The organism is Kitasatospora sp. NPDC043950, assembly GCF_056435345.1.
This window is the reverse complement of sequence record NZ_JBWKER010000028.1, coordinates 1-22,275: the sequence shown is the minus strand read 5'-3', so window position 1 is coordinate 22,275 and position 22,275 is coordinate 1. Positions and strand designations below refer to the sequence as shown.

Genomic DNA, 22,275 nt, shown 5'->3' with positions numbered 1-22,275 from the left:
CGTGGTGGTGCCGTCCGCGGCGACCTCGCACGGGTTGTCCAGGGTGCACATCTCACCGTTGTCGTTGCCGGTGTTGTTGATGCCGATGATCCGCCCGCTGGCGGAGTCGATGATCGGCGAACCGGAGGTGCCGTGCGTGGTGTTGCAGCCGGAGCTGTAGCGCAGCGAGTCGTGCCAGGTCCACTGGTCCTCGCGCAGGGTGGGCACGAACCCGTTGACGGAGCAGTTCCACACCTGCTTCCAGTACGAGGAGGGTATGTACATCGCGGCGCCGTCGGTCGGGTGCGTGTCGTTGACGGTCAGCGCGGTGGCGCCGTACTTGGAGCTGATCGAGCCGTAGGTGTCGGTGAGTTGGTAGAGCGCGACATCGGTGCCGGTCATGGTCGCGTAGACGACCTTGTCGGCCTGGACGGTGCCGAGGCTGTTGCCGGCGCCGTCCAGCAGGGTGCCGCTGCGGCTCGCGCTCGCGTTCTGGATGACCTGGCCGGCCGTGGGCATGGTCGGCAGGCAGTGGCCGTTGGTGAGCATCAGGGCCCGGTCGCCGGCCACCGATGTGGGGTAACGCACCAGCGAGGCCGAGCAGTTGCTCAGCGCGATGGTGGAGGTCAGGTCGCTGGCCTGGACGGCGTGCGCGGGGACGGCGGCGAGGGTCAGCCCGCCCGCGACGACGGCGCCGACGCCGGCCATCGCGGCAAGTCTCTTGAACATGGCTCTCCTTGTGGGGGATCGCGGGGTGTACGACTGGTCGCCGAGGCCCGCGCCGCACGAAAGTGCCATGGTCACTTCAAGTGGTCAACCGTATTGGCCGAACTCGCCGACGGCAATCGGCCGTTGCGGCCCGGGGCGGCAACCATCCGCCCCGGTATGCCCGTTAAGGGCGGGCGCGATGGCACCCCACGGCACCGGCCGTGCCCGCCCGCCGGAGCGTCATGTCCACCCGTCGGCCCGCCCGCTCCGGCTGCGGCTACGGCTGCGGGAAGGAGTCCGCTCCCACCTCGTCGGTCTTGGCGTTGCCGCCGACCGTCGGCTGGAGGGTGATCGACCAGGACGTCGCGGTGCGCCCGGTCTCGAACGCCAGCGTGTCCTGGAACTTGGTGAACCGGCAGCTCTGCGTGAACGCCTTCGCGTCGGAGTCCCAGTCCACCCCGCCCGCGAAGTACACCTCGTACGTGCCGTCCTCGACGCCCTCGATACTGGCCTTCTGCCCCTTGGTCACGTACACCGAGTGCACCGACTTGCCGTTCAGCGCGAGCGAGACGACCGCGTCCCCCCTGCCGCCGTTGTCGACCTTGAACACGCCCTGGCCGCGCAGCCGCCCCTCGCGCACCAGGGTGCCGTTGTCCAGCGAACGGGACTGCTGCTTCGGGGTCTGCGGGACGGCGAAGGTCGTCGGGTAGCCGGCCGCCGCCATCTTGGCCAGGGCCGCCGACACCGCCGCCAGGCCCTCCGAGGCGCCCAGCTCGGCCTGCGCGGAACCCACCGCGCAGACGCCCCTGCTCTTGATGTCGCCGCGGACCTTCGTCGCGTCGGCGGCCAGCGAGGTCAGCGCCGCCACCAGCTCGGTCCGCGCCGTGGTGACCGCGGCCGGCTCGTCCGCCAGGCCCAGGCTCCGCCCGGCCGTCCGCGCGCTGGTGGCGATGCCGCCGAGCACGCCGTCGAGGTCGCCCAGGGTCTTGGCCCCGGCCACCTGGCCGAGCGCGGTGTTCACCGGGTCGATGTTCGTGCCGAGCACCGGGCCGTACGGCGGCGGCGTCGGGGTGGGGGTCGGCGTCCGCGTCGGCGCGGGCGGGGCCGGGGCCGCGCCGGTGGACGGCCCGCCCGCGGCACTCCCCCCGCCGCCCCCGGTGCCGCTGGAGCAGGCCGCGAGCAGCAGTACCGTGCCGACGGCCAGACCGGCCTTGGTGATGGACTTCATGAATCCCGCCCCCGTGACGCCCCGCGCACACAGCGTGCACGTGTCCGCCGCCATGCTGGCGGGCCCGCCCTGCGCGGTCAACCGGATTCCGAGGGCGCGCGGAGGGCGCGCAGGGGGCGCCCGGGGGCGCTGATCGAGGTCAACTACGATCGGGGCGTGCTCAGCCTCACCGGACTCCCCCTCCAGATCGTCGCCTCGCTCGTCGCGATCCTCGTCTTCGGCGCCACCATGTGGCTCTGGCCGCGCTTCGGCGGGAAGGGCTGGAAGTCCTGGACGGGCCGGCTCGGCGCCTTCCTCGCCACCCAGATCGCCGTGCTGGTCGCCATGGGCCTGATCGCCAACGGCTACTTCGGCTTCTACAGCTCCTGGAGCGACCTGCTCGGCACCGACGGCAAGCCGGGCACGGTCGTCGACCACACGCCGAACGCCTCCGTGGCCGTCACCGGCGAGCAGAAGTTCTACTCGGCCCAGGGGTCCGACCGGGAGCGCTCCGGGCTGATCCAGCAGGTCGCCGTCAAAGGAGCCTCGACCGGCCTGAGCACCGAGGCGTTCGTCTACCTGCCCCCGCAGTACTTCCAGCCGGACTACGCGCAGCAGCGGTTCCCGATGGCCCTGGTGCTCACCGGCTACCCGGGCACCCCGGAGAAGCTGATCTCGCTGATGCAGTACCCGGCCTCCACCCTCACTGCGATCGAGCAGAAGAAGCTGCCGCCGACCGTCCTGGTGATGATGCGCCCCACGGTCGTCGGAAACCGGGACACCGAGTGCGTCGACGTGCCGGGCGGCCCCCAGGCGGAGACCTTCTTCACCACCGACCTGCCCAAGGCGCTCGCCACCACCTACCGGCTCGGCACCGACCCGGCGAGCCGCGCCGTGATCGGCAACTCGACCGGCGGCTACTGCGCGCTCAAGTTCGCGATGCGCAAGCCCGACTCCTACCGCGCGGCGGTCGCGCTCTCCGGCTACTACAGCGCGGCGCACGACGAGACCACCGGCGACCTCTTCGGCGGCAACGACCAGCTGAAGCAGCAGAACGACCTGCTGTGGCGGCTGAAGAACCAGCCGGCCGCCCCCGTCTCCCTGCTGCTCACCACCAGCTACGACGAGAACAACTACGCCGACACCCAGGCCATGGTCGGCGCCTTCAAGGCCCCCACCAAGCTGTCCACCATCACCCTGGACACCGGCGGCCACAACTTCCACACCTGGACCCGGGAGATCCCCCCGGCCCTGGAGTGGCTCGGCCAGCACCTCACCATGCCGAAGGCCGCCTGACCACGCCGAAGGCCGCCTGACCGATCCCCCGGCGGCCCGCCCGATCACCCGATCACCCGAACGCCCCGCAGATCACACCCGTCTCACAGCCTCGTCTCACGCTCCTCTCAGCCACACCACGCACGGTATGGCGCATGACCACGACCAGCTACTCCACTCCGGCCGGCGAACCGTGGCCCGAGGCCGCGGACTTCCCGCCGCCGGAGGTGCCGCAGCCGGACCCCGCCCGGCCGGACCCGGCGCCGCTCTTCCCCGAGCAGCCCCTGCCGCCCACCGGCCCCAAGGGCCCCGCCTCCTGGTCCGGCCGGCTGCGCACCCTCCCCGCCCGCGCCTGGCGCGGCCGCGCGGACGACCCGCGCTGGGTGCGCCCGGCCCTGCTGGCACTGCTGGCCGCGACCGTCGTCCTCTACCTCTGGGGCCTGAGCGCCTCCGGCTGGGCCAACGCCTTCTACTCGGCCGCCGTCCAGGCCGGCAGCCAGAGCTGGAAGGCCTTCTTCTTCGGCTCCTCCGACGCCGGGAACTTCATCACCGTCGACAAGCCTCCGATGTCGCTGTGGCCGATGGCCCTCTCGGTGCGGGTCTTCGGCCTGTCCTCCTGGTCCGTGCTCGCCCCGCAGGCCCTGATGGGCGCCGCCACCGTCGGCGTCGTGTACGCGACGGTGCGCCGGCGCTTCTCCCCGCTCGGCGGCCTGCTCGCCGGGGCCGCCCTGGCGCTCACCCCGGTCGCGGCGCTGATGTTCCGCTTCAACAACCCCGACGCGCTGCTGGCCCTGCTGCTCACCCTGGCCGCGTACGGGCTGGTACGGGCCATCGAGGCGGCGGGCACCCGGTGGCTGGTGTTCACCGGGGCGATGTTCGGCCTGGCCTTCCTCACCAAGACCCTGCAAGCCTTCCTCGTGCTGCCCGCCTTCGCGCTGGTCTACCTGGTCGTCGCGCCCACCGGCCTCTGGCGGCGGGTGCGGCAGCTGCTGCTCGCGGGCGCGGCCATGGTGGTCGCGGGCGGCTGGTGGGTCGCGGTGGTCGAGCTGCTGCCGGCCTCGGCCCGCCCGTACGTCGGCGGCTCGCAGGACGACAGCTTCCTCTCCCTCACCTTCGGCTACAACGGCCTCGGCCGGATCAACGGCGACGAGACCGGCAGCGTCGGCGGCGGCGGGCGGCTCCCGGCCGGGCTCGACCTGCCGGCCGGGGCGATGCGCGGCGGCCGCGGCTGGGGCCAGAGCGGCCTCACCCGGCTGTTCGGGAGCGACATCGGCGGACAGATCGCCTGGCTGCTGCCGGCCGCGCTGATCCTGCTGGTCGCCGCCCTGTGGGCGACCCGCCGCTACGCCCGCACCGACACCGCCCGCGCGGCGTTCCTGGTCTGGGGCGGCGCGATGCTGTCCACCGCGCTGGTGTTCAGCTTCATGTCCGGGATCTTCCACCAGTACTACACGGTGGCGCTCGCCCCGGCCGTCGCGGCGCTGGTCGGCATGGGCGTGGACGGCCTGTGGCGGGCCCGGCACCGGCTTCCGTGGGCGCTGGTGCTGGCCGGCACCCTCGCGGTGACGGCGGTGTGGGCGTTCGTCCTGCTCGGGCGGAGCGCGGAGTTCCTGCCCTGGCTGCGCTGGGCGGTGCTGGTCGGCGGGCTGGTGGCGGCGGCCACGCTGGTCGCCGGACAGCTGGCCGGGCGGGCCGACGGGCGGCTCGGGGCCCGGATCGCCTCGGTCGCCGGCCTGCTCGGCCTGGCGGCGGCGCTCGGCGGGCCGGCCGCGTACGCGGTGGACACCGTCGGCACGGCGCACAGCGGCTCCATCGTGACGGCCGGGCCGGCCGTCCAGGGCGCCTCCGGCCCGGGCGGCGGCGGCCGGCACGGCGGGCAGGGCTTCCCGGGCAACGGGCGGGCGTTCCAGCCCGGCCAGAACGGCGGCGGGCAGAACGGCGGCTGGCAGAACGGCGGCGCACCCGGCTTCCCCGGCGGGGGCGGCGGGCAGAACGGCGGCCGGCCGGGCACCCAGGGCGGGGGCAACGGGTTCAACGGCGGGGGCAACGGCGGCCAGGGCGGCTTCAACGGCGGCAACGGCGGCAACGGCGGCTGGCCGGGCGGCGGTTCGGGCAAGGGCCCGGGCGGCGGCAACGGTCACCGCGAGCGCGGCACGGGCGCCAACCCCGACACCGGCAACCCCGACACCGGCAACCCCGGCAGCGGCGAGGATCCCGGCGCCTTCGGCCCGGGCGGCGCGGGCGGCCCCGGAGCGGGCGGCATGGGCGGCGCGGGCGGCATGGGCGGCCTGCTCGGCGGCACCAAGGTGAGCGAGGAGGCCTCCGCCCTGCTCAAGGAGAACGCCGACCAGTACACCTGGGCGGCCGCCACCAGCGGCTCGCAGAACGCCGCCAGCTACCAACTCGCCACCGGGAAGCCTGTGATGGCCCTCGGCGGCTTCAACGGCACCGACCCCTCGCTCAGCCTGGCCGGCTTCCAGAAGTACGTCCAGGAGGGCAAGGTGCACTGGTTCATCGCCGGCGGCTCCCACCGCGGCTTCGGCGGGGCCGAGAGCGGACGGGGCGACACCGGGGAGAAGGAGTCGGAGACCTCCCAGATCGAGAGCTGGGTGACGAGCCACTTCACCGCGAAGACGGTCGGCTCCACCACCTTCTACGACCTGACGGCCCCGACGTCCTGACCGTCCGACCTCCTGACCGTCCCACCCCAGGGGGCGCACCGCAGCCGGCGGTGCGCCCCCTTCGCGTTGCCCCTGGCCAGCTCCCGCCGGCCCCCGTCAGCTCCCGTCAGGCGGACGGGCAGTGCGTCCCGGCGGCGGGCAGCGTGCCGTCCACCAGGAACGCGGCCACCGCGTCCCGCACGCACCCGCTCTTGTCGTAGCCGGTGTGCCCGTCGCCGTCCCGGGTGAGCAGGACGGCGTCGGCGAGGGCGGAGGCCATCCGCTGCGCCCACGGGTACGGCGTGACCGGGTCGGCGGTGGAGCCGACCACCAGGATCGGGGCGCTGCCCTCGGCCCGGATCCGGGCGGGCCGTTCGGCGGTGCGGTACGGCCAGGAGCGGCAGTCCGGGGCGAACAGCGCCGCCGAGGTGTCGTGCCGGCTCATCAGCGGGGCGCGGGCGGCGAGTTCGGCGCGGTCGGTGCGCAGGTCCCCGGTGCCGGGGGCCATCAGGGCGTCCGCGCAGCTGATGGCGACGAAGGCGTCCGCCGCGGTGGAGTAGCCGCCGTCCTCGGCGCGGCCGTTGGCGCCGTCGGCGAGGGCGAGCAGTTCGGCGGCGTCGCCGCGGGTGATCGCCGGGTCGAGGGCCTGGCGCAGCCGCTCCCAGGAGCGGTGGCCGTCGTAGAGGGTGTCGAGGGTGCCGTTCCAGGCCAGGGTGGCGGTGAGGCGGCGGCCGTCGGCGGCGGGCAGCGGGTGCGCGCGCAGGCCGTCCAGGAAGTCGGCGAGCCGCTGCGGGGCGGCGGCGCGGTCGCGGCCGAGCGGGCAGCCGTCGCGGCCCGCGCAGTCGGCGGCGAAGTCCCGCAGCGCGGTCTCGGTGGCGGCGGCGGCCTCGACGTTCATCCGGACCGGGTCGAGGCTGCGCTCGAAGGCGCCGTCCAGGGCGAGGCGGCCGGTGCGGGCGGGGAACTCCTCGGCGTAGAGGGCGCCCAGGTAGGTGCCGTAGGAGCTGCCGAGGAAGTCGAGCCGCCGTTCGCCCAGGGCGCCGCGCAGCACGTCCAGGTCGCGGGCGGTGTCGCGGGTGGAGAGGTGGGGCAGCAGCGTGGCGTACCGGGCCTGGCAGGCGTCGGCGAGCACCCGGCCGCGGTCGTAGCCGGGGTCGTCGGTGCTGGTCCACTCGTCCCGGGTGCGGTCGTCGAGGCAGTGCACGGGGGTGGTGCGGCCGGCGCCGCGCGGGTCGAAGCCGACCAGGTCGAAGTGGTCGGAGAGGGTGCCGCGGTAGTCCTCCCAGCCCCAGACGACCCGGTCCACACCGGAGTTGCCCGGCCCGCCGGGGTTGAGCACCAGTGCCCCGATCCGCCGGTCGGCCTCGGTGGCGCGGATCCGGGAGACGGCGACGTCGATCGTCTCGCCGCCCGGATCGGCGTAGTCCAGCGGGACCTTGAGTCCGGTGCACTGCGCAACCGGCTCCCCGGCCGGGCGCTCGGGCCGGTCCGGGCAGTCCTTCCAGTCCAGCGGCTGGAGGTACAGGGCCGCGAGCGCGGGGGCGGCCGTGCCGGGCACCAGGTCCTGGGGCCCGGCCGCGGCCGCGGTGCCGGGCCGGCGGGCGCCCGGGTCCGACGGCCCGGTGCAGCCCGCGGCGAGCACGAGGAGGGCGACGGTGAGCAGGGCGCGGAGCGGGCGCCGGGGATTCGACGAGTGCACCGCCCACGAATACCACCCGGCGCCCGCTGCCGTCACACCAGCACCTGCCGTAACGATTCCTCAGCCGCCGCACTGCTGCAGCATGGCCTGCTTGTCGGCCGCGGTGACGGGGAGCTGGTACTTCAGGGAGACCTGGGCGAAGCGGACGGCGTAGGAGCAGCGGACGGCGGTGTTGGCGGGGAGCCAGGTGGCCGGGCCGGAGTCGCCCTTGGAGCCGTTCTGCGAGCCGTCGGCGGGGATCAGGTTGAGCGGGTCGTTGGCGATCTGGACGCGCTTGGCCTTGTCCCACTTGGCGGCGCCCAGCTGCCAGTCGTAGGACAGCGGCATCACGTGGTCGATCTGGATCTTCGTGGCCTGCTGCTTGGTCCACTGGACGTTCTTGCCGGTGTACGGGTCGTAGATGGTCATCGCGGTGACGACGCAGTTCGATCCGTCCTTGCGCTCGACGGCGGTGCCGTCGCGGGCGAGCAGGTCGTTGCGGGTGTCGCAGTTGTTGTGGCCGAGCGGGACGCCGTCGACGTTGTCCGTCCAGGCGGGGCCGAACTCGTTGCGGTCGTAGCCGTCCTTGGGGCCGGCGGCGGCGGTGGCGACCTTGGCTATCACGTCCCGGCCCGCCTTCTGCTCCTCCGGCGTGGTCAGCGGGGCCAGGCCGGGCTTGGTGCCGTCCGGGTTCTGCAGCGGGCTGGTGCCCAGGCCCCCGGCGGGCGCGGCGGAGTCGCCGCTCTTGTGGTCACGGCCGCCGAGCAGCCAGCCGACCAGCGCGAGCGCGCATATCAGGAACACGGTGGCGGCGGACAGGGCGGTGCGGCGGGCGGGCACGGATAACTCCCGGGATCTGGGGCGGGTTGACGGCGAACCAGCAGATCAGCCACCCCGAGAGCAGGTCAAGGCGACGCCACGCGAACCCCGCCGACCATGTCGAAGCTCACACCCCGGGCGTCAGCCGCCGATGGCGGACATCGGGCGGTCGGGCCGGACGAAGCCGGCGGAGTTGACGGCGTGTCCGGGCCCCTTCCCGGCCACCGAGGCCCGCCAGGCCGCCTCGATCCGGTCGTCGTCGGCACCGCCGCGCAGCAGCGCGCGCAGATCGGACTCCTCCGTCGCGAACAGGCAGTTGCGCAACTGACCGTCGGCGGTGAGCCGGACCCGGTCGCAGCCCCCGCAGAACGGGCGGGTCACGGAGGCGATCACCCCGATGACGGCGTCCGTGCCCGCGACCCGCCACTCCTCCGCCGGGGCGTTGCCCCGCCGCCCCACGGGCAGCAGGTCGAAGCGCTCCCCGAGCCGCTCCAGGACCTCCGCGGCGGTGACCATCGCCGAACGGTCCCAGGCGCCCTGCGCGTCCAACGGCATCGACTCGATGAACCGCATCCGGTACCCGTGCTCCACCGCGAAGGCCGCCAGCTCCGGGATCTCGTCCTCGTTCACCCCGCGCACCGGCACCGCGTTCACCTTCACCGGCCCCAGCCCCGCCGCCCGCGCCGCCGCCAGGCCCGCGAACACGTCCGCGATCCGGTCCCGCCGCGTGATCCGCGCGAACCGCTCCGGGCGCAGCGTGTCGAGGCTGACGTTCACCCGCTCCAGCCCCGCCGCCCGCAGCGCCACCGCCGTGCGGGCCAGCCCGATCCCGTTCGTCGTCAGCGACACCTCCGGCCCCAGCGCGGCGATCCGCCCCACCAGTTCCGGCAGGCCCCGCCGCAACAGCGGCTCCCCGCCGGTCAGCCGCACCGAGGCGATCCCCAGCCGCCCGACCGCGATCCGCACCAGCCGCACCACCTCGTCGTCGCCCAGCGTCTGCGCCCTCGGCAGCCAGTCCAGGCCCTCGGCCGGCATGCAGTAGGTGCAGCGCAGGTTGCAGCGGTCGGTCAGCGAGACCCTCAGGTCGGTGTGGACCCGGCCGAAACGGTCCAGCAGCGGGCGCGGTGCGGTGTTCATCGACCCAGTACAGGGGCCGGCGGGCCGCAGGACCAGCGGCCGAACCGCCGGGGGGCGGCCACCACCTGCGGGTTCCCCTTGTGCATTCGTACAACTGTGGGTTCGTACGGCTGCGCGGCGGCGGCACCGGCGGGCAGGCTGGGCCCATGCAGACCACCGAAGACCCGACCGGGCCCGTTGCCGCGCTGGTGCTCGCCGCCGGGGGCGGGCGACGCCTCGGCGGGCGGCCCAAGGCCCTGATCCGGTACGCGGGCCGCCCGCTGGTCGAGCACGCGGTGGCGGTGGTGCGGGCGGGCGGCTGCGCGGACGTCACGGTGGTGCTGGGCGCGGCCGGCGAACGCGTCCGCTCGACGGCGCACCTGCCGGGCTGCCGGCTGGTGGCCAACCCGGACTGGGCGGGCGGCATGGGCTCCTCGCTGCGCGCCGGGCTGGCCGCGCTGGCGCCGGAGGTGTCGGCGGTGCTGGTGATGCTGGTGGACACCCCGGGCGTCACCGCGGCCGCGGTGGCCCGACTGCTGGCCGCGCACCGGGCCGGCGCGGAACTGGCCGCGGCGGCCTACGGAGGACGGCGCGGGCACCCGGTGCTGATCGGCGCCCGGCACTTCGCGGAGGCGGCCGCCGGCGCGTCCGGCGACGCCGGGGCCCGCAGCCTGCTGGCCGCGCACCCGGGCGCGGTCACGCTGGTCGAGTGCGCCGACGTCGCCGTCCCGGACGACCTGGACACCCCCGCCGACCTGGCCCGCTGGTCCGCCGGCTGACCGCACCCGGCCGGCCCGGGTGCCCGAAGCACCCGTGGCGGGCACCGGCCGGGCGCACACCCCTGATCCGACCCTGAGGATTGCCCCATTCCGTGCCAAGGACCCAACGTTTCGGGGAGCATGGAAACCGTTCCACCACCCGACTCGAACGGACGGAGCCCGCGATGGCCGGACTGCCCGACGACTTCACCGGACACGACCCCGCGAGGCCAGGGCACGGGGCGGGCGGTGGCGCCCGGGCGATCCGCTGCCCCGCCTGCCGCCGCGAGCACCTCTACGAGCCGCCGTCGCTGCCCTGTCCGTGCGGCGCCTCGCTGAAGGTGCCGCTGCTGCGCGGCGGGGTGCCGGTGCAGGTGCGGTTCCGCTCCTGGGAGGACTCCTGGCTGAGCATGCGCTGTCCGCACTGCGGCCGCTCCGACCAGTGGCCGCAGCCCGAGTTCACCTGCAACTGCGGCGCCACCGTCCGGCTGCCGGTGGACCGCACCACCCGGCTCGGCGGCGGCACGGCCGGCCCGCTCGCCACCCCCGGCCCGCAGGCCTCCCGCCCGTACCCGGCCCACCCGATGGGCGCCCCGGTGCCCGCCCCGCCCGGCGGCTCCGGCGGCCAGCCCAAGCCCTTCCGCCACCGCGCGCCGTTCCGCCCGCACCCGGTGCGCACCTCGCAGGACGCGGTCTTCACCGCCGCCCGCTACCTGGAGTGGCTCGGTTTCGACGACCTGGAGCTGACCGAGGCCCAGGAGCGCGACGGGGTGACCCTGCTGGGCAGCCGGATGGTCGCCCAGGTGGACACCTGGACCGAGCCGGCCGACGTGAAGTCGGTCGAGTGCCTGTGGCTGCAGACCTTGCACGCCGAGGAGATGGCCGCCGCCATGTTCACCCTGGCCGGCTACTCGCACCAGGCCACCGTGCGCGGCGAACAGCTGCTGGTCGCCCTGTTCAGCCTGGACCTGGCGGGGGTGCCGCAGCCCGCCAACGGCGCCGCCGAGGCCCTGATGGAAACCGGCTGGACGTCCTGACCGACCGGAGGCCGCCGGGGCGCGTCCGCCAGGGCGTGCCTTGTGGATCAGGCCAGGCCCTAGATCATTTCCCCCGCGAATGCAAGAACCTCCGCTCGTGATCTGGTGCACAAGCTCACCCCCGTGTTGAATTGCCGCCACAGCGCGGGCCCTTGCGCTGCCGTCGCCGTGCCGCCGACAGTCGACGGCGGCGACGCCGGGCAGGGCCGCGCCCCGCTGGATGGCGCACACAAGGAGGTGGCGTTGTCAGAGCACGGATGGGGCCCGAACGGCCCGAACGGGCGGGGGCGGGCGGCAGCGGAGGAGCCGGGCGACACCGTGTGGCGACTGAGGTCCCGGGGGTGCTGGCAGGAGGCGGCCGAACTGCTGCGCCCGGCCGCCGAACAGGACCCGACGGCGGCCCTGGCACGGGCCGAACTCCTCATCGAGCAGTGCCTGTTCACCGCCGCGCAGTGGACCCAGGCGGAACAGGCGCTGCGCCTCGCGGAGGCCGTGGTGGCCAGCACCGAACAGCGCGCGGCCGCGGCCTGCGCCCGCGGCTTCCTGGCGTACGTGGCCAGCGTGCTCGGCCCCCGGGACCGACTGGACGAGGCGCAGGCCGCGCTCGGACGCACCTCGGCACTGCTGCCGCCGGACGCGCCGGGCCGCCCGCTGCTGGACTTCCGGCGCGGACTGGTCGCCGAGAACCTGCTGCGCGACCGCGGCGCCGCCTGGATCGCCTACCGCCGGGCGCATGACGGCGCGGGCGAACGCGGGGACGAACTGCTGCGCTCGTACACCTGGCGCCACCTGGCGGCACTGGCCCTGGCCCGCGGGGACCGCGACCACGCCCGCGAGGGCTTCGACGCCTCGCTGCGGCTGCGCGAGCAACTCGGCTTCACGGTGGGGGTGGCGCCGGCGCTCGCGGCGCTCGCCGAGGTGTCCGAGCCGGCCGAGGCCGCCCGGCTGCGCGCCGAGGCGGCCCGGCTCGTCCACGCCCTGGGCGGCGTGCCGGTCTGGCTCGCGCGCCAGTTGGGCACCACCCGCACGCCGGGGCCTGCCCCGGAAGGGGCCCGCACGCCGGGGCTCCCCCCGGACGGGGCCCACACGCCGGGGCCTCCCCCGGACGGGCGCATCACCCGCGAGACCTGGGGGACGATCAGCTAAGGTGAGCCTAACCTGGCCGGGGTGAGCAGTACCCCGGCCGGGTTCGCCTTGCCGTTCCCCGGGCACCGCCATGCCCCGGTCCGGCCGGGCCCGGGCGGGCCACCACCCCGACCGGGCACCGCCGGGCGGTCCATGGGCGGTCCCCGGTCGACCCGATGGGGCCCGCCCATGACCGCGAGCAGCACCCGGCCCGGCCCCACGCCGTGCGCCCCCCGCACCACCGAGGCGCACGCCCTCACTCCCACGCCGCCCGCCGACGCCCCCGGCGCGACCTCGTACCACCGGCTCACCGCGCTCGCCCCCGTCCTGCGGGTGCGCTGCGCCCCGCCCCGCCGCGGCGACGGCTGGATCCCCGCCGCCGACCTGACCACCCGGCCCGAGGCGGTCCGCGAGCTGATCGCCCACGACGCCCGGCAGGGCCTGGCCCGCTACGGGCGGCCGCTGCGCCCGGACGTGGCGGCCGGATTCGGCCTGCACCGCGTCGTGTGGCCGCTCTCGCTGCTGTTCACGCTGCCGTGGTTCCTGGAGCGCCGGGTCCTGCTGCTCGGCCCGGAGGACGTCTCGGTGCGCCGCGGTGCCGACCGGGTGGAGCTGACGGTCCGCCCGGAGGCGTTCGCCTGTCTGCCCGACGACCCGGCGGGCGGCGTGCCGCAGGCCCGTACGGTGCCGGACGCGAACGCGTTGGCCACCGAACTGCGGTGCGCGCTGGGCGGGTTCCTGGAACCGGTGCTGGCCGCCTTCCGGCCCGAGGTGCGGCGCGGGCCGCGGGTGCTGTGGGCGATGGCCACGGACGCGGCGGTGGAGGGGCTCTGGTACGCCGGCGGGCTGCTCGGGGAGCAGGAGCGGGCGCGCGCCGAGCTGTCCGCGCTGCTGGAGCCCCCGCAGGCGGGCGGCGCGGCGGCGGCACCGGCGTGCGCGCCCGGCGTGACCGGCGGCCCCGCTCCGGCCCCGTCCCCCTTCACCCCGGGTGCCGGTTTCGCCGCGCCGGCGGCCGGGTGCGGGGATGCTTCGGGCACCGACCGGGCCCGGGCCAGCTGCTGCCTCGTGTACACCGCCCAACCGGAGGACATCTGCGGCGGCTGCCCCCGCGTCATGCGGGGTTGACGAAAACACGTGCGAGGCCGGATCCGGAAAGCCCGGAATTCCGGGAATAACCCGCTTCAAATGCATAAGAAAATGCGATTGTCGCGGGGTCAGAAATCCCTCTACTCAGCGCATTGGCACCGAATCGGCCATTCCCCCGCCGAGCATCCGCCATGATGGTCCCCGCCATCACGACGCAGGAACGCGACGCAGGAAAGCGAGGCTGGTTCCGGCGATGAAATTGTCCGACATACCGCTCGGCTGGGCCGTCACCGGAGGTGCGGGGCTGCTGGTCAGCGCGCTCCTGGTGGCCCTGGTCCGGAGCCGGGGATCCGCCGCCGCCGGAGGGCCGGATTCCTGGGAGCGTTCCGAGGAACGGCGCCGCCGCAAGGAATCCCTGTACGGCGGCGCCTCGTACACGCTGCTGTTCTGCTGCGCCGGTGTCGCCGCCGCGCTGTCCTTCCACGGGCTGGTCGGCTTCGGGGTGCAGAACCTCGGGCTGTCCGGCGGCTGGGAGTACCTCGTGCCGTTCGGCCTCGACGGCGCCGCGATGTTCTGCTCGGTGCTCGCCGTCCGCGAGGCCAGCCACGGCGACGCCGCGCTCGGCTCCCGGCTGCTGGTCTGGCTGTTCGCCGGCGCCTCGGCCTGGTTCAACTGGGTGCACGCCCCGCGCGGCTTCGGCCACGCCGGCGCCCCGCAGTTCTTCTCCGGCATGTCCCTCTCGGCGGCCATCCTGTTCGACCGGGCGCTCAAGCAGACCCGCCGGGCCGCGCTGCGCGAGCAGGGACTCGTCCCCCGCCCGCTGCCGCAGATCCGCATCGTGCGCTGGCTGCGCGCCCCGCGCGAGACCTACGCGGCCTGGTCGCTGATGCTCCTGGAAGGCGTCCGCAGCCTCGACGAGGCGGTGGACGAGGTCCGCGAGGACAAGCGGGAGAGGGCCGTGGAGCGGGAGCGCCGCAGGCTGGCCGGCCGCCGCGAGCGGGCGGAGATCCGGGCGATCAGCCGCAGCAACAGCGCCTGGCGCGGTCGCGGCGGCGGCGCACGGCAGTTGGAGTCCGGTTCGGAACCCGCCATAGCCGGCGGGCCCGCGGCGGAGCGGCCCGCCGGGCCGCGCGAGGTCGAGGCCGCCGAGGGCGCGGTGGTGCCCGCCGAGGGCACGGTGGCGCAGCCGGGCCTGCCCGCCCGCCCGGAGCGGCGCACCATCGACCTGACCGTCGACGAGGACACCGTGACGCTGCCCCGGCTGGACTCGCTGGAGCGCAAACTGAAGGACCTGGAGCAGCAGTTCGGGTGACCGGACCTAGGTTGCGGGCGTGCCGCTGAGCTCGAACCACATCCGCTTGCCGGAGCCGCGCGGCTCCACGCCCCAGGCGTCCGCCAGCGCCTCGACGAGCATCAGCCCGCGCCCGGAGGAGGCCTGCTCCCCCGGGGTCCGGCGGGTCGGCCACAGGTCCGACTCGTCCTCCACCTCGACCCGCAGCCGGGCCCGGCCGCCGTCCGAGGCCGGCTCCCGGTAGAGCCGGGCGGTGAACATGGCGTCCCGGTCGGTGTGCCGGATGGCGTTGGTGACCAGTTCGGAGGAGAGCAGTTCGGCGGTGTCGATGAACTCGGCGACGCCCCAGCGGCGCAGCGCGTCGCGCAGTTCGGCCCGGACCTCGGAGATCCGCGCCAGGTCGGCCTGGCCGATCCGGCGGCGCAGCTGCTGGGCGGCCAGGCCGCCGGCCGGACCGTCCCAGCGCAGGAGCAGCAGCGCTATGTCGTCCTCGCGCTCGCTGGAGTCGGCGGCCTGGGAGGCGATCCGGTCGGCCAGGTCCTCCAGCGGGTCGCGGGCCGCCTCCTCGGCGGGCGGCAGCGGACGGGCGAGCGCCCGGGTGAGCCGGGCGATGCCCTCGTCCAGGTCCATGCCGCGCGCCTCGACCAGGCCGTCGGTACAGAGCAGCACCGTCTCGCCCGGGTCCAGGCTGAACCGGGTGACCCGGTACTCCTGGTCCGGGTCGATGCCCAGCGGCAGCCCGCCGGCCACCGGCACCACGGCGGCGGTGCCGTCCGCCCGGCGCACCACCGGGTCGAGGTGGCCGGCCCGGACGGCGTAGACCACGCCGTAGTCCACGTTGACCTCGGCGTAGGCGCAGGTCGCGAAGTGATCGGTGTCCAGGTCGGCGAGGAAGCGGGAGGCGCGGGCCATCACCGCGGCCGGCGGGTGCCCCTCGGCCGCGTAGGCGCGCAGCGCGATCCGCAGCTGGCCCATGATCCCGGCGGCGTGCACGTCGTGGCCCTGGACGTCCCCGATCACCAGGCCGACGTGCCCGCCCGGCAGCGGCACCACGTCGTACCAGTCACCGCCGATCTGCAGGCCGGAGCCGGCCGCCAGGTAGCGCACGGCGGTCGTCACCCCCGGCACCGACGGCACGGTGCGCGGCAGCATCACCCGCTGGAGGCCGGCCGCCAGTTCGTGCTCGGCGTCGTGCAGCCGGGCCCTGGCCAGGGACTGGGCGACCAGCCCGCCCAGGGTGGACAGCAGGGTGCGCTCGTCCGCGTCCAGCTCGCGCTCGTCGTCGAAGCTGACCACGCAGACGCCGATCGCCCGCCCGCTGGCCACCAGCGGCAGGAACGCCCAGGAGCCGCGCCCGGTACGGCTGGTCGGCTCCCAGACCTCGGGGTAGGACGCGCGGAACTCCTCGCGGGTCGGGATGAACACCGGCGCCCGGTGGCGCACCGCCTCGGCGGCCGGGTGCCCGGCCGGCAGCACCGTGCGGTCCCAGACCGCCAGCGCCTCGGTCCGGTAGCCGGAGGCGCCGAGCACCTGCGCCCGGCCGGCCTCGAAGGAGGCCAGCACCAGGCCGTCCGGCGGCAGTCCGGGAAGCGGCAGTCCGGTGAACACCCGGGCCACGTCGCGGACGGTGACGGCTTCGGAGAGGGCGCGGGCCGCCTCCTTGATGAACCGGGAGCGCTCCTCGCGCAGCAGGGCCATCCGGTCGGCGCGGTCGCGCTTGTGCAGTTCGACGGTGGCGTCCCAGACGAAGCCCACCATCCGCGAGGCCCGGCCGAAGGCGTCCGCGAGCACCCGGCCGCGGAAGCGCACCGCGCGCATGGTGCCGTTGGGCCCGACGGTGCGGTAGTAGGCGCCACACTGGCCCAGTTCGGCCACCGCGCGCTCGACCCGGCGGCGTACCACCGGCGCGTCCTCGGGGTGCAGCAGGGCCAGGAAGGAACCGGCGGTGCGGTCGAAGCGGCCCTGGTCCATGCTGTCCAGGCCGATGATCGCGCAGGCCCGGTGGTCGCCCTCCAGGACGTCGCGGCGGATGTCCCAGTCGAAGGAGCCGATGCCGTTGGCGGCCATCGCGGGCTCCAGCCAGTCCGGCATGGTGTCCGCGGAGGCGGGCGGCAGGCTGCCGGGGAGCACCGTCGCCAGCCGTCCGGCGGCGAGCGCGGGCGCCGGACGCGGCACGGGCCGGCGCACCGCCTGCGCGGGCGGCTTCGCCCGGCCCGGCCCGGCCGCGGTGGGGCCGGCGGGGGGCTGGTCGACCGTCACGGGAGCGGGACCGGCGGGGTTCGGACCGGTGGTGTGGGTGGAGGCTGCCTGCTGCGGTTCGGCGGTGGGCGCACCGGATGGAAGCGCCGGCCCCGGCGACTCGGGCTCAGTGGGCATGCTGCTCCTGCCGCTGCCGTGGCGGACCGCGCCGACCGTCCGGACGGGCCGCGTGGCGGTGTGATGGGTGGTGCTGGATCGGACGGTGTCGACGGGCGGGGTCGGTCGAGGTTCGGTCTCCCCGCTGCTTCCCGCACGTGGACACACATTCCCACCATCCTGTCCAATGTTGGGCCGAGCGGCAATGGTAACGGGCCGGAAATCTTCCGCTCCGCCTTCTGTTCTGGGCATGCTTCGAAGGCGAATGAATCGACGGCGAACGGTGCGGCGGGCCGCGTACCCCCACATGCCCCGCGCCCCGAGCGCCCCGGGCCCGTGCTCCGCGCTCCGCGCTCCGTGCCCGCGCCCCGCGCCCCGCGAGCGGCCGGGCTCAGGGCAGGGCGAGCTCGAACCAGGTGACCTTGCCGTCGCCCCGCAGCTGCACGCCCCACGCGTCCGCGAGCGACTCCACCAGCAGCAGGCCGCGCCCCGAGGTCGCGTACTCGGCGTCCGGATCGCGGCGCCGGCCGGGCAGCCGGGTCGTGCCGTCCTGCACCTCGATCCGCAGCCGGTGGTCCGACCCGAGCACCGCGTCGAACACCGCGCCCTTGCCGGTGTGCAGCAGCGCGTTGGTCACCAGCTCGGAGGAGAGCAGTTCGGCGGTGTCCGACAGCTCCGGCACCCCCCAGTGGCTGAGCGCCGTCCGCAGCCGCCGGCGGACCGAGCCGACCGCGACCAGGTCGGCCGGGTCGAGCGTCAGGTGCAGCCGGCGGTGCAGGGCGCAGCCGGGGGCCGAGGTGCCCGGCAGGGTCGTCCCGGTGCCGCCGGCCGCGCCCGGGGCGGGCCCGGACCGGTAGGCGTCACCCGAACTCGTCCGCTGCCGCGGGAATCGCGACTGACCGTCCATCAACACATGCCCCCGCCCTCGAATCCGAGCCCCCGCCTCCGGATCCCCCGCCGGCCGGGTGGCCCCCACGTTCTGACCACCCATCCTCATGCCCAGTTGACGGCGTTTGCAACAGTGTGCGTCCGATCACGTGGGGTGAAAGGGGCACGGGGAGGTTCACGTGATCCAACTGCCCGCGCCGGACAGGTTTGCGAAGCGCAGAGCCTGTTTTCGAGTCCGCCCCCGCCCGATCCCGCGCACACCCGGCGCCCGGGCGCCGGCCCGCGCCGCCCTCCCACTCCCCGCCGCACCCCGCCGCGCGCCGGGCCCCGTCCTGCTCCGCGCGCCCGGCGCACCCCGGCCGCGCGCCCTCCCCTCCAGGGCTCCGCCACCACCGTGACGGGGCCCTCGCCCCCGCCCCCTCCAGGGCTCCGCCCCCGCCGCTCCGGGGCTTCACCCCCGCCGCGCGCCCGGCGGGCCGAACCCCTGCGGACCGGCAACGCTGGACACGGCGGCCCGGTCCGGGTTCAATGGCCCGAGATGTTTGAACGACGTTCTAACATCGCCCCCGAAAGCCGACCCCCTCCCCCGGCGACCGCGAGCGAGGAACCGTGCGACTGACCCCCACCGAGCGGGACCGGCTGCTGATCTTCACAGCAGCCGAACTGGCCCGCGCCCGCCGCGCCCGGGGCGTACGCCTCAACATCCCCGAGGCCACCGCCCTGATCGCGGACACCGTCTGCGAGGCCGCCCGCGACGGCCGGCGCCTGGCCGAGGCCATCGAGGCCGGCCGCAGCGTGCTCACCGCCGCCGACGTGCTGCCCGGCGTGCCGGACGTCGTCACCGTCGTCCAGGTCGAGGCCGTCTTCGACGACGGCACCCGCCTGGCCGTCGTCAACGACCCGTTCCGGGGCGCCGGCTCGCTCGGCGACGAGGCCCCCGGCGGCGCGCTGATCGGCGACGGCGCCGGCTACGACCCGGTCGAGGAGACGGTGCTGCTGCCCGTCCACAACACCTCCCAGGTGCCGATCTCGGTCACCTCGCACTTCCACTTCTTCGAGGCCAACCCGCGCCTCGCCTTCGACCGCGCCGCCGCCTACGGCACCCACCTGGCCGTCCCGGCCGGCTCCTCGGTGCGCTTCGACCCGGGCGCCACCGTCCAGGTCGGCCTGGTGCCGATCGGCGGCGAGCGCGTCGCGATCGGCTTCGCCGGCCTGGTCGACGGCCCGCTGGACGCGCCCGGCGCGAAGGAGGCCGCCCTGGCCAAGGCCCGCGCGACCGGCTACCTGACCACCTTCGACGACGCGGAGGTGCCGTCATGACGTCCATCACCCCCCACGACTACATCTCGGTGCACGGCCCCCGGGCCGGCGACCGGATCCGGCTCGGCGACTCCGGCCTGATCGTCCGCGTCGAGTCCGACTCCCAGGCCCCCGGCGAGGAGTTCCTGGCCGGCTTCGGCAAGACCGCCCGCGACGGACTGCACCTCAAGGCCGCCGCCGTCCGCGACACCTGCGACGTGGTGATCAGCAACGTCCTGGTGATCGACGCCATCCAGGGCATCCGCAAGACCTCGATCGGCCTGATCGGCGGCCGGATCGCCTCGATCGGCCGCGCCGGCAACCCCGACACCCTCGACGGCGTGGACGTCGTCGTCGGCACCGGCACCACCATCGTCTCCGGCGAGGGCATGATCGCCACCGCCGGCTCCATCGACACCCACGTCCACCTGCTCTCGCCGCGGATCATGGAGGCCTCCCTCGCCTCCGGCGTCACCACGATCATCGGCCAGGAGTTCGGCCCGGTCTGGGGCGTCGGCGTCAACTCCCCCTGGGCCCTGCGCCACGCCTTCAACGCCTTCGACGCCTGGCCCGTCAACATCGGCTTCCTGGGCCGCGGTTCGTCCTCCGACGCGGCCCCGCTCGTCGAGGCCCTGGCCGAGGGCGGCGCCTCCGGCTTCAAGGTCCACGAGGACATGGGCGCCCACACCCGCGCTCTGGACACCGCGCTGCGCGTCGCCGAGGAGTACGACGTCCAGGTCGCCCTGCACACCGACGGCCTGAACGAGTGCCTGTCGGTGGAGGACACGCTCAAGGTGCTGGAGGGGCGGACGATCCACGCCTTCCACATCGAGGGCTGCGGCGGCGGACACGTCCCCAACGTGCTGAAGATGGCGGGCGTGCCCAACGTCATCGGCTCCTCCACCAACCCCACCCTGCCGTTCGGCCGCGACGCGCTCGGCGAGCACTTCGACATGATCGTCTCCGCCCACGACCTCAAGACCGACCTGCCCGGCGACGCCGCCATGGCCCGCGACCGCATCCGCGCCGGCACCATGGGCGCCGAGGACGTCCTGCACGACCTCGGCGTCATCGGCATCACCTCCTCCGACGCCCAGGGCATGGGCCGCGCCGGCGAGACCGTCCGCCGCACCTTCGCCATGGCCGGCAAGATGAAGGCCGAACTCGGCCCCCTGGACGGTGGTTACGGCACCACCGAGAGCGGCGACGACAACGAGCGCGTCCTGCGCTACATCGCCAAGCTCACCATCAACCCCGCCATCGCCCACGGTCTCTCCCACGAGGTCGGCTCCATCGAGGTCGGCAAACTCGCCGACATCGTGCTGTGGCGCCCCGACCACTTCGGTGCCAAGCCGCAGCTGGTCCTGAAGGCCGGCTTCCCCGCCTACGGCGTGGTCGGCGACCCCAACGCCTCCACCGACACCTGCGAACCCCTCGTCCTCGGACCGCAGTTCGGCGCCCACGGCGCCACCGCCGCCGACATCTCGGTCGCCTTCGTCGCCCAGGCCGCCGCCGACGGCGCCTACCTCGACCGCCCCGCCGACGGGCTGCCCACCCGCCGCCGCCGCGTCGGCGTCCGCAACACCCGCGGCATCGGCCCGCGCGACATGGTCCGCAACGCCCGGGTCGGCCGCGTCGACGTCACCCAGACCGGCCTGGTCTCGCTGGACGGCGAACCGCTGCGCTCCGAACCCGCGGACAGCGTCTCGCTCAGCCGCCTCTACTTCCTCTGACACTTCCGCTGACACCTCCGCCGAACGCCTCCCCCCACTAGGACTCCCGGATGACCACCCCCACGCCCGCCTCCCTCGGCTACCGGATGCCCGCCGAGTGGCACCCGCACGACCGCACCTGGATGGCCTTCCCCACCGCCAACCCCACCTTCGACACCCCCGAGAACCTGCACGCGGGCCGCGAGGCCTGGGCCGCCGTCGCCAACACCATCGTCCGGTACGAGCCGGTCACCCTGGTCGTCAACACCGGCGAGACCGCGGACGCCCGCCGGTACGTCTCCGAGCAGGTCGAGATCGTCGAGCGCCCGCTCGACGACGCCTGGATGCGCGACATCGGCCCGTCCTTCCTGATCGACGGCAAGGGCTCGCTGGCCGCCACCGACTGGATCTTCAACGGCTGGGGCGCCCAGTCCTGGGCCCGCTGGGACCACGACCAGCACATCGCCGAGCACATCAGCGAACTGACGGGCGTCCAGCGCTTCGCCTCCCGGCTGATCAACGAGGGCGGCGGCATCCACGTCGACGGCGAGGGCACCGTCCTGGTCACCGAGACCGTCCAACTCGGCGAGGGCCGCAACGCGGACTGGACCAAGGAGGAGGTCGAGGCCGAGCTGCACGCCTTCCTCGGCACCACCAAGGCGATCTGGCTGCCGCGCGGACTCACCCGCGACTACGACGAGTTCGGCACCCGCGGGCACATCGACATCGTCGCCTCCTTCGTGCGCCCCGGCGTCGTCGTCGCCCACGTCCAGCCGGACCCCGCCCACCCGGACCACGCGGTCTGCCAGGAGCTCGTCGCCGTCCTGCGCGCCGCCACCGACGCCCGGGGCCGGGCGCTGGAGGTCATCGAACTGGCCGCCCCCACCGTCCTGCTGGACGAGGACGGCGAACCGGTCGACTACTCCTACATCAACCACTACGTGGCCAACGGCGCCGTGATCCTGTGCGCCTTCGACGACCCGCGCGACCAGGAGGCCGCCGCCGCCCTCGGCCGCGCCTACCCGGGCCGCACCGTCGAACTCGTCGACGCCCGCGAGATCTTCGCCAACGGCGGCGGCATCCACTGCATCACGCAGCAGCAGCCGAAGTCCGTCTGATCCCAGGCCACTTGAGGCACCTGGGCCACCTTGGGCACCTGGGCCACCCGGCTGGGGGGGGGGGGGGGGGGGGCCCCCCCCCCCCCCCCCCCCCCCCCCCCCCCCCCCCCACACAACCCCCCACCCCCCCCCCCCCCCCCCCCCCCACCCCGCCCCCCCCCCCC

The 22,275-nt window shown here is 75.0% G+C and carries 16 protein-coding genes and 1 pseudogene; 10 read left to right on the top strand and 7 right to left on the bottom strand.

Going from position 1 to position 22,275, the window contains the following annotated elements; all coding sequences use genetic code 11:
* Window positions 1-90: 90 nt before the first annotated feature.
* Both AC07BF_RS19850 and AC07BF_RS19845 read right to left on the bottom strand, forming a co-directional pair.
* Window positions 91-687: pseudogene (locus AC07BF_RS19850) on the bottom strand (S1 family peptidase); the annotation flags it as partial.
* Between the two features lie 277 nt (window positions 688-964).
* Window positions 965-1,915: a hypothetical protein gene (locus AC07BF_RS19845; RefSeq protein WP_363584064.1), complete on the bottom strand. Its 951-nt coding sequence runs from the start codon at window positions 1,913-1,915 to the stop codon at window positions 965-967.
* A gap of 156 nt (window positions 1,916-2,071) precedes the next feature.
* On the opposite strand from AC07BF_RS19845, the gene AC07BF_RS19840 reads away from it, so the two are divergent.
* Both AC07BF_RS19840 and AC07BF_RS19835 read left to right on the top strand, forming a co-directional pair.
* Complete coding sequence (locus tag AC07BF_RS19840) at window positions 2,072-3,190, top strand: alpha/beta hydrolase (RefSeq protein ID WP_363584066.1); 1,119 nt, start codon at window positions 2,072-2,074, stop codon at window positions 3,188-3,190.
* Between the two features lie 134 nt (window positions 3,191-3,324).
* Window positions 3,325-5,850, top strand: coding sequence for a glycosyltransferase family 39 protein (locus AC07BF_RS19835; protein WP_478333672.1), 2,526 nt, complete (start codon window positions 3,325-3,327; stop codon window positions 5,848-5,850).
* Between the two features lie 106 nt (window positions 5,851-5,956).
* On the opposite strand, the gene AC07BF_RS19830 is transcribed toward AC07BF_RS19835, so the two are convergent.
* The 3 genes from AC07BF_RS19830 to moaA form a co-directional block, all read right to left on the bottom strand.
* The gene (locus tag AC07BF_RS19830) at window positions 5,957-7,528 is read right to left on the bottom strand and encodes an alpha/beta hydrolase (protein ID WP_363584070.1); all 1,572 of its coding nucleotides are present in this window, start codon (window positions 7,526-7,528) and stop codon (window positions 5,957-5,959) included.
* 60 nt (window positions 7,529-7,588) lie between these two features.
* Entirely contained in the window at window positions 7,589-8,347 is a 759-nt protein-coding gene (locus AC07BF_RS19825) for an HNH endonuclease family protein (protein ID WP_478333671.1), read from the bottom strand.
* A gap of 120 nt (window positions 8,348-8,467) precedes the next feature.
* On the bottom strand, window positions 8,468-9,463 hold the full coding sequence (moaA, locus tag AC07BF_RS19820) for a GTP 3',8-cyclase MoaA (protein WP_363630234.1): 996 nt from the start codon (window positions 9,461-9,463) through the stop codon (window positions 8,468-8,470).
* Window positions 9,464-9,609: 146 nt separating this feature from the next.
* Here moaA and AC07BF_RS19815 point away from each other — a divergent pair, with 146 nt between their 5' ends.
* The 5 genes from AC07BF_RS19815 to AC07BF_RS19795 all read left to right on the top strand — a co-directional run bounded on the left by AC07BF_RS19815 (window position 9,610) and on the right by AC07BF_RS19795 (window position 14,760).
* Window positions 9,610-10,221, top strand: a complete 612-nt coding sequence (locus AC07BF_RS19815; RefSeq protein WP_478333670.1) for a nucleotidyltransferase family protein — start codon at window positions 9,610-9,612, stop codon at window positions 10,219-10,221.
* A 164-nt stretch (window positions 10,222-10,385) separates the two neighbouring features.
* Window positions 10,386-11,237, top strand: coding sequence for a hypothetical protein (locus AC07BF_RS19810; RefSeq protein WP_478333669.1), 852 nt, complete (start codon window positions 10,386-10,388; stop codon window positions 11,235-11,237).
* A 243-nt stretch (window positions 11,238-11,480) separates the two neighbouring features.
* Window positions 11,481-12,383 (top strand): tetratricopeptide repeat protein, encoded by a 903-nt coding sequence (locus tag AC07BF_RS19805; protein ID WP_400810775.1) that lies wholly within the window; start codon window positions 11,481-11,483, stop codon window positions 12,381-12,383.
* A gap of 168 nt (window positions 12,384-12,551) precedes the next feature.
* Complete coding sequence (locus AC07BF_RS19800) at window positions 12,552-13,487, top strand: (2Fe-2S)-binding protein (RefSeq protein WP_363584080.1); 936 nt, start codon at window positions 12,552-12,554, stop codon at window positions 13,485-13,487.
* A gap of 214 nt (window positions 13,488-13,701) precedes the next feature.
* The gene (locus tag AC07BF_RS19795; protein WP_350881565.1) at window positions 13,702-14,760 is read left to right on the top strand and encodes a DUF2637 domain-containing protein; all 1,059 of its coding nucleotides are present in this window, start codon (window positions 13,702-13,704) and stop codon (window positions 14,758-14,760) included.
* A 6-nt stretch (window positions 14,761-14,766) separates the two neighbouring features.
* On the opposite strand, the gene AC07BF_RS19790 is transcribed toward AC07BF_RS19795, so the two are convergent.
* Together AC07BF_RS19790 and AC07BF_RS19785 are read right to left on the bottom strand one after the other, a co-directional pair.
* The gene (locus AC07BF_RS19790) at window positions 14,767-17,115 is read right to left on the bottom strand and encodes a SpoIIE family protein phosphatase (protein ID WP_363584082.1); all 2,349 of its coding nucleotides are present in this window, start codon (window positions 17,113-17,115) and stop codon (window positions 14,767-14,769) included.
* A 370-nt stretch (window positions 17,116-17,485) separates the two neighbouring features.
* Window positions 17,486-18,001 carry an ATP-binding protein gene (locus tag AC07BF_RS19785; protein ID WP_107452835.1) on the bottom strand — a complete coding sequence of 172 codons (516 nt, stop codon included), beginning with the start codon at window positions 17,999-18,001 and terminating at the stop codon, window positions 17,486-17,488.
* Window positions 18,002-18,591: 590 nt separating this feature from the next.
* On the opposite strand from AC07BF_RS19785, the gene AC07BF_RS19780 reads away from it, so the two are divergent.
* Genes AC07BF_RS19780 through AC07BF_RS19770 form a run of 3 tightly spaced genes read left to right on the top strand, consistent with a single transcriptional unit; the run spans window position 18,592 to window position 22,111 of the window.
* Window positions 18,592-19,302 carry an urease subunit gamma gene (locus tag AC07BF_RS19780; protein ID WP_363584084.1) on the top strand — a complete coding sequence of 237 codons (711 nt, stop codon included), beginning with the start codon at window positions 18,592-18,594 and terminating at the stop codon, window positions 19,300-19,302.
* Window positions 19,299-21,014, top strand: coding sequence for an urease subunit alpha (locus AC07BF_RS19775; RefSeq protein WP_363584086.1), 1,716 nt, complete (start codon window positions 19,299-19,301; stop codon window positions 21,012-21,014). The genes AC07BF_RS19780 and AC07BF_RS19775 overlap by 4 nt, the downstream gene beginning before the upstream one ends.
* 50 nt (window positions 21,015-21,064) lie before the next feature.
* Window positions 21,065-22,111: an agmatine deiminase family protein gene (locus tag AC07BF_RS19770; RefSeq protein ID WP_400844271.1), complete on the top strand. Its 1,047-nt coding sequence runs from the start codon at window positions 21,065-21,067 to the stop codon at window positions 22,109-22,111.
* Window positions 22,112-22,275: the final 164 nt, after the last annotated feature.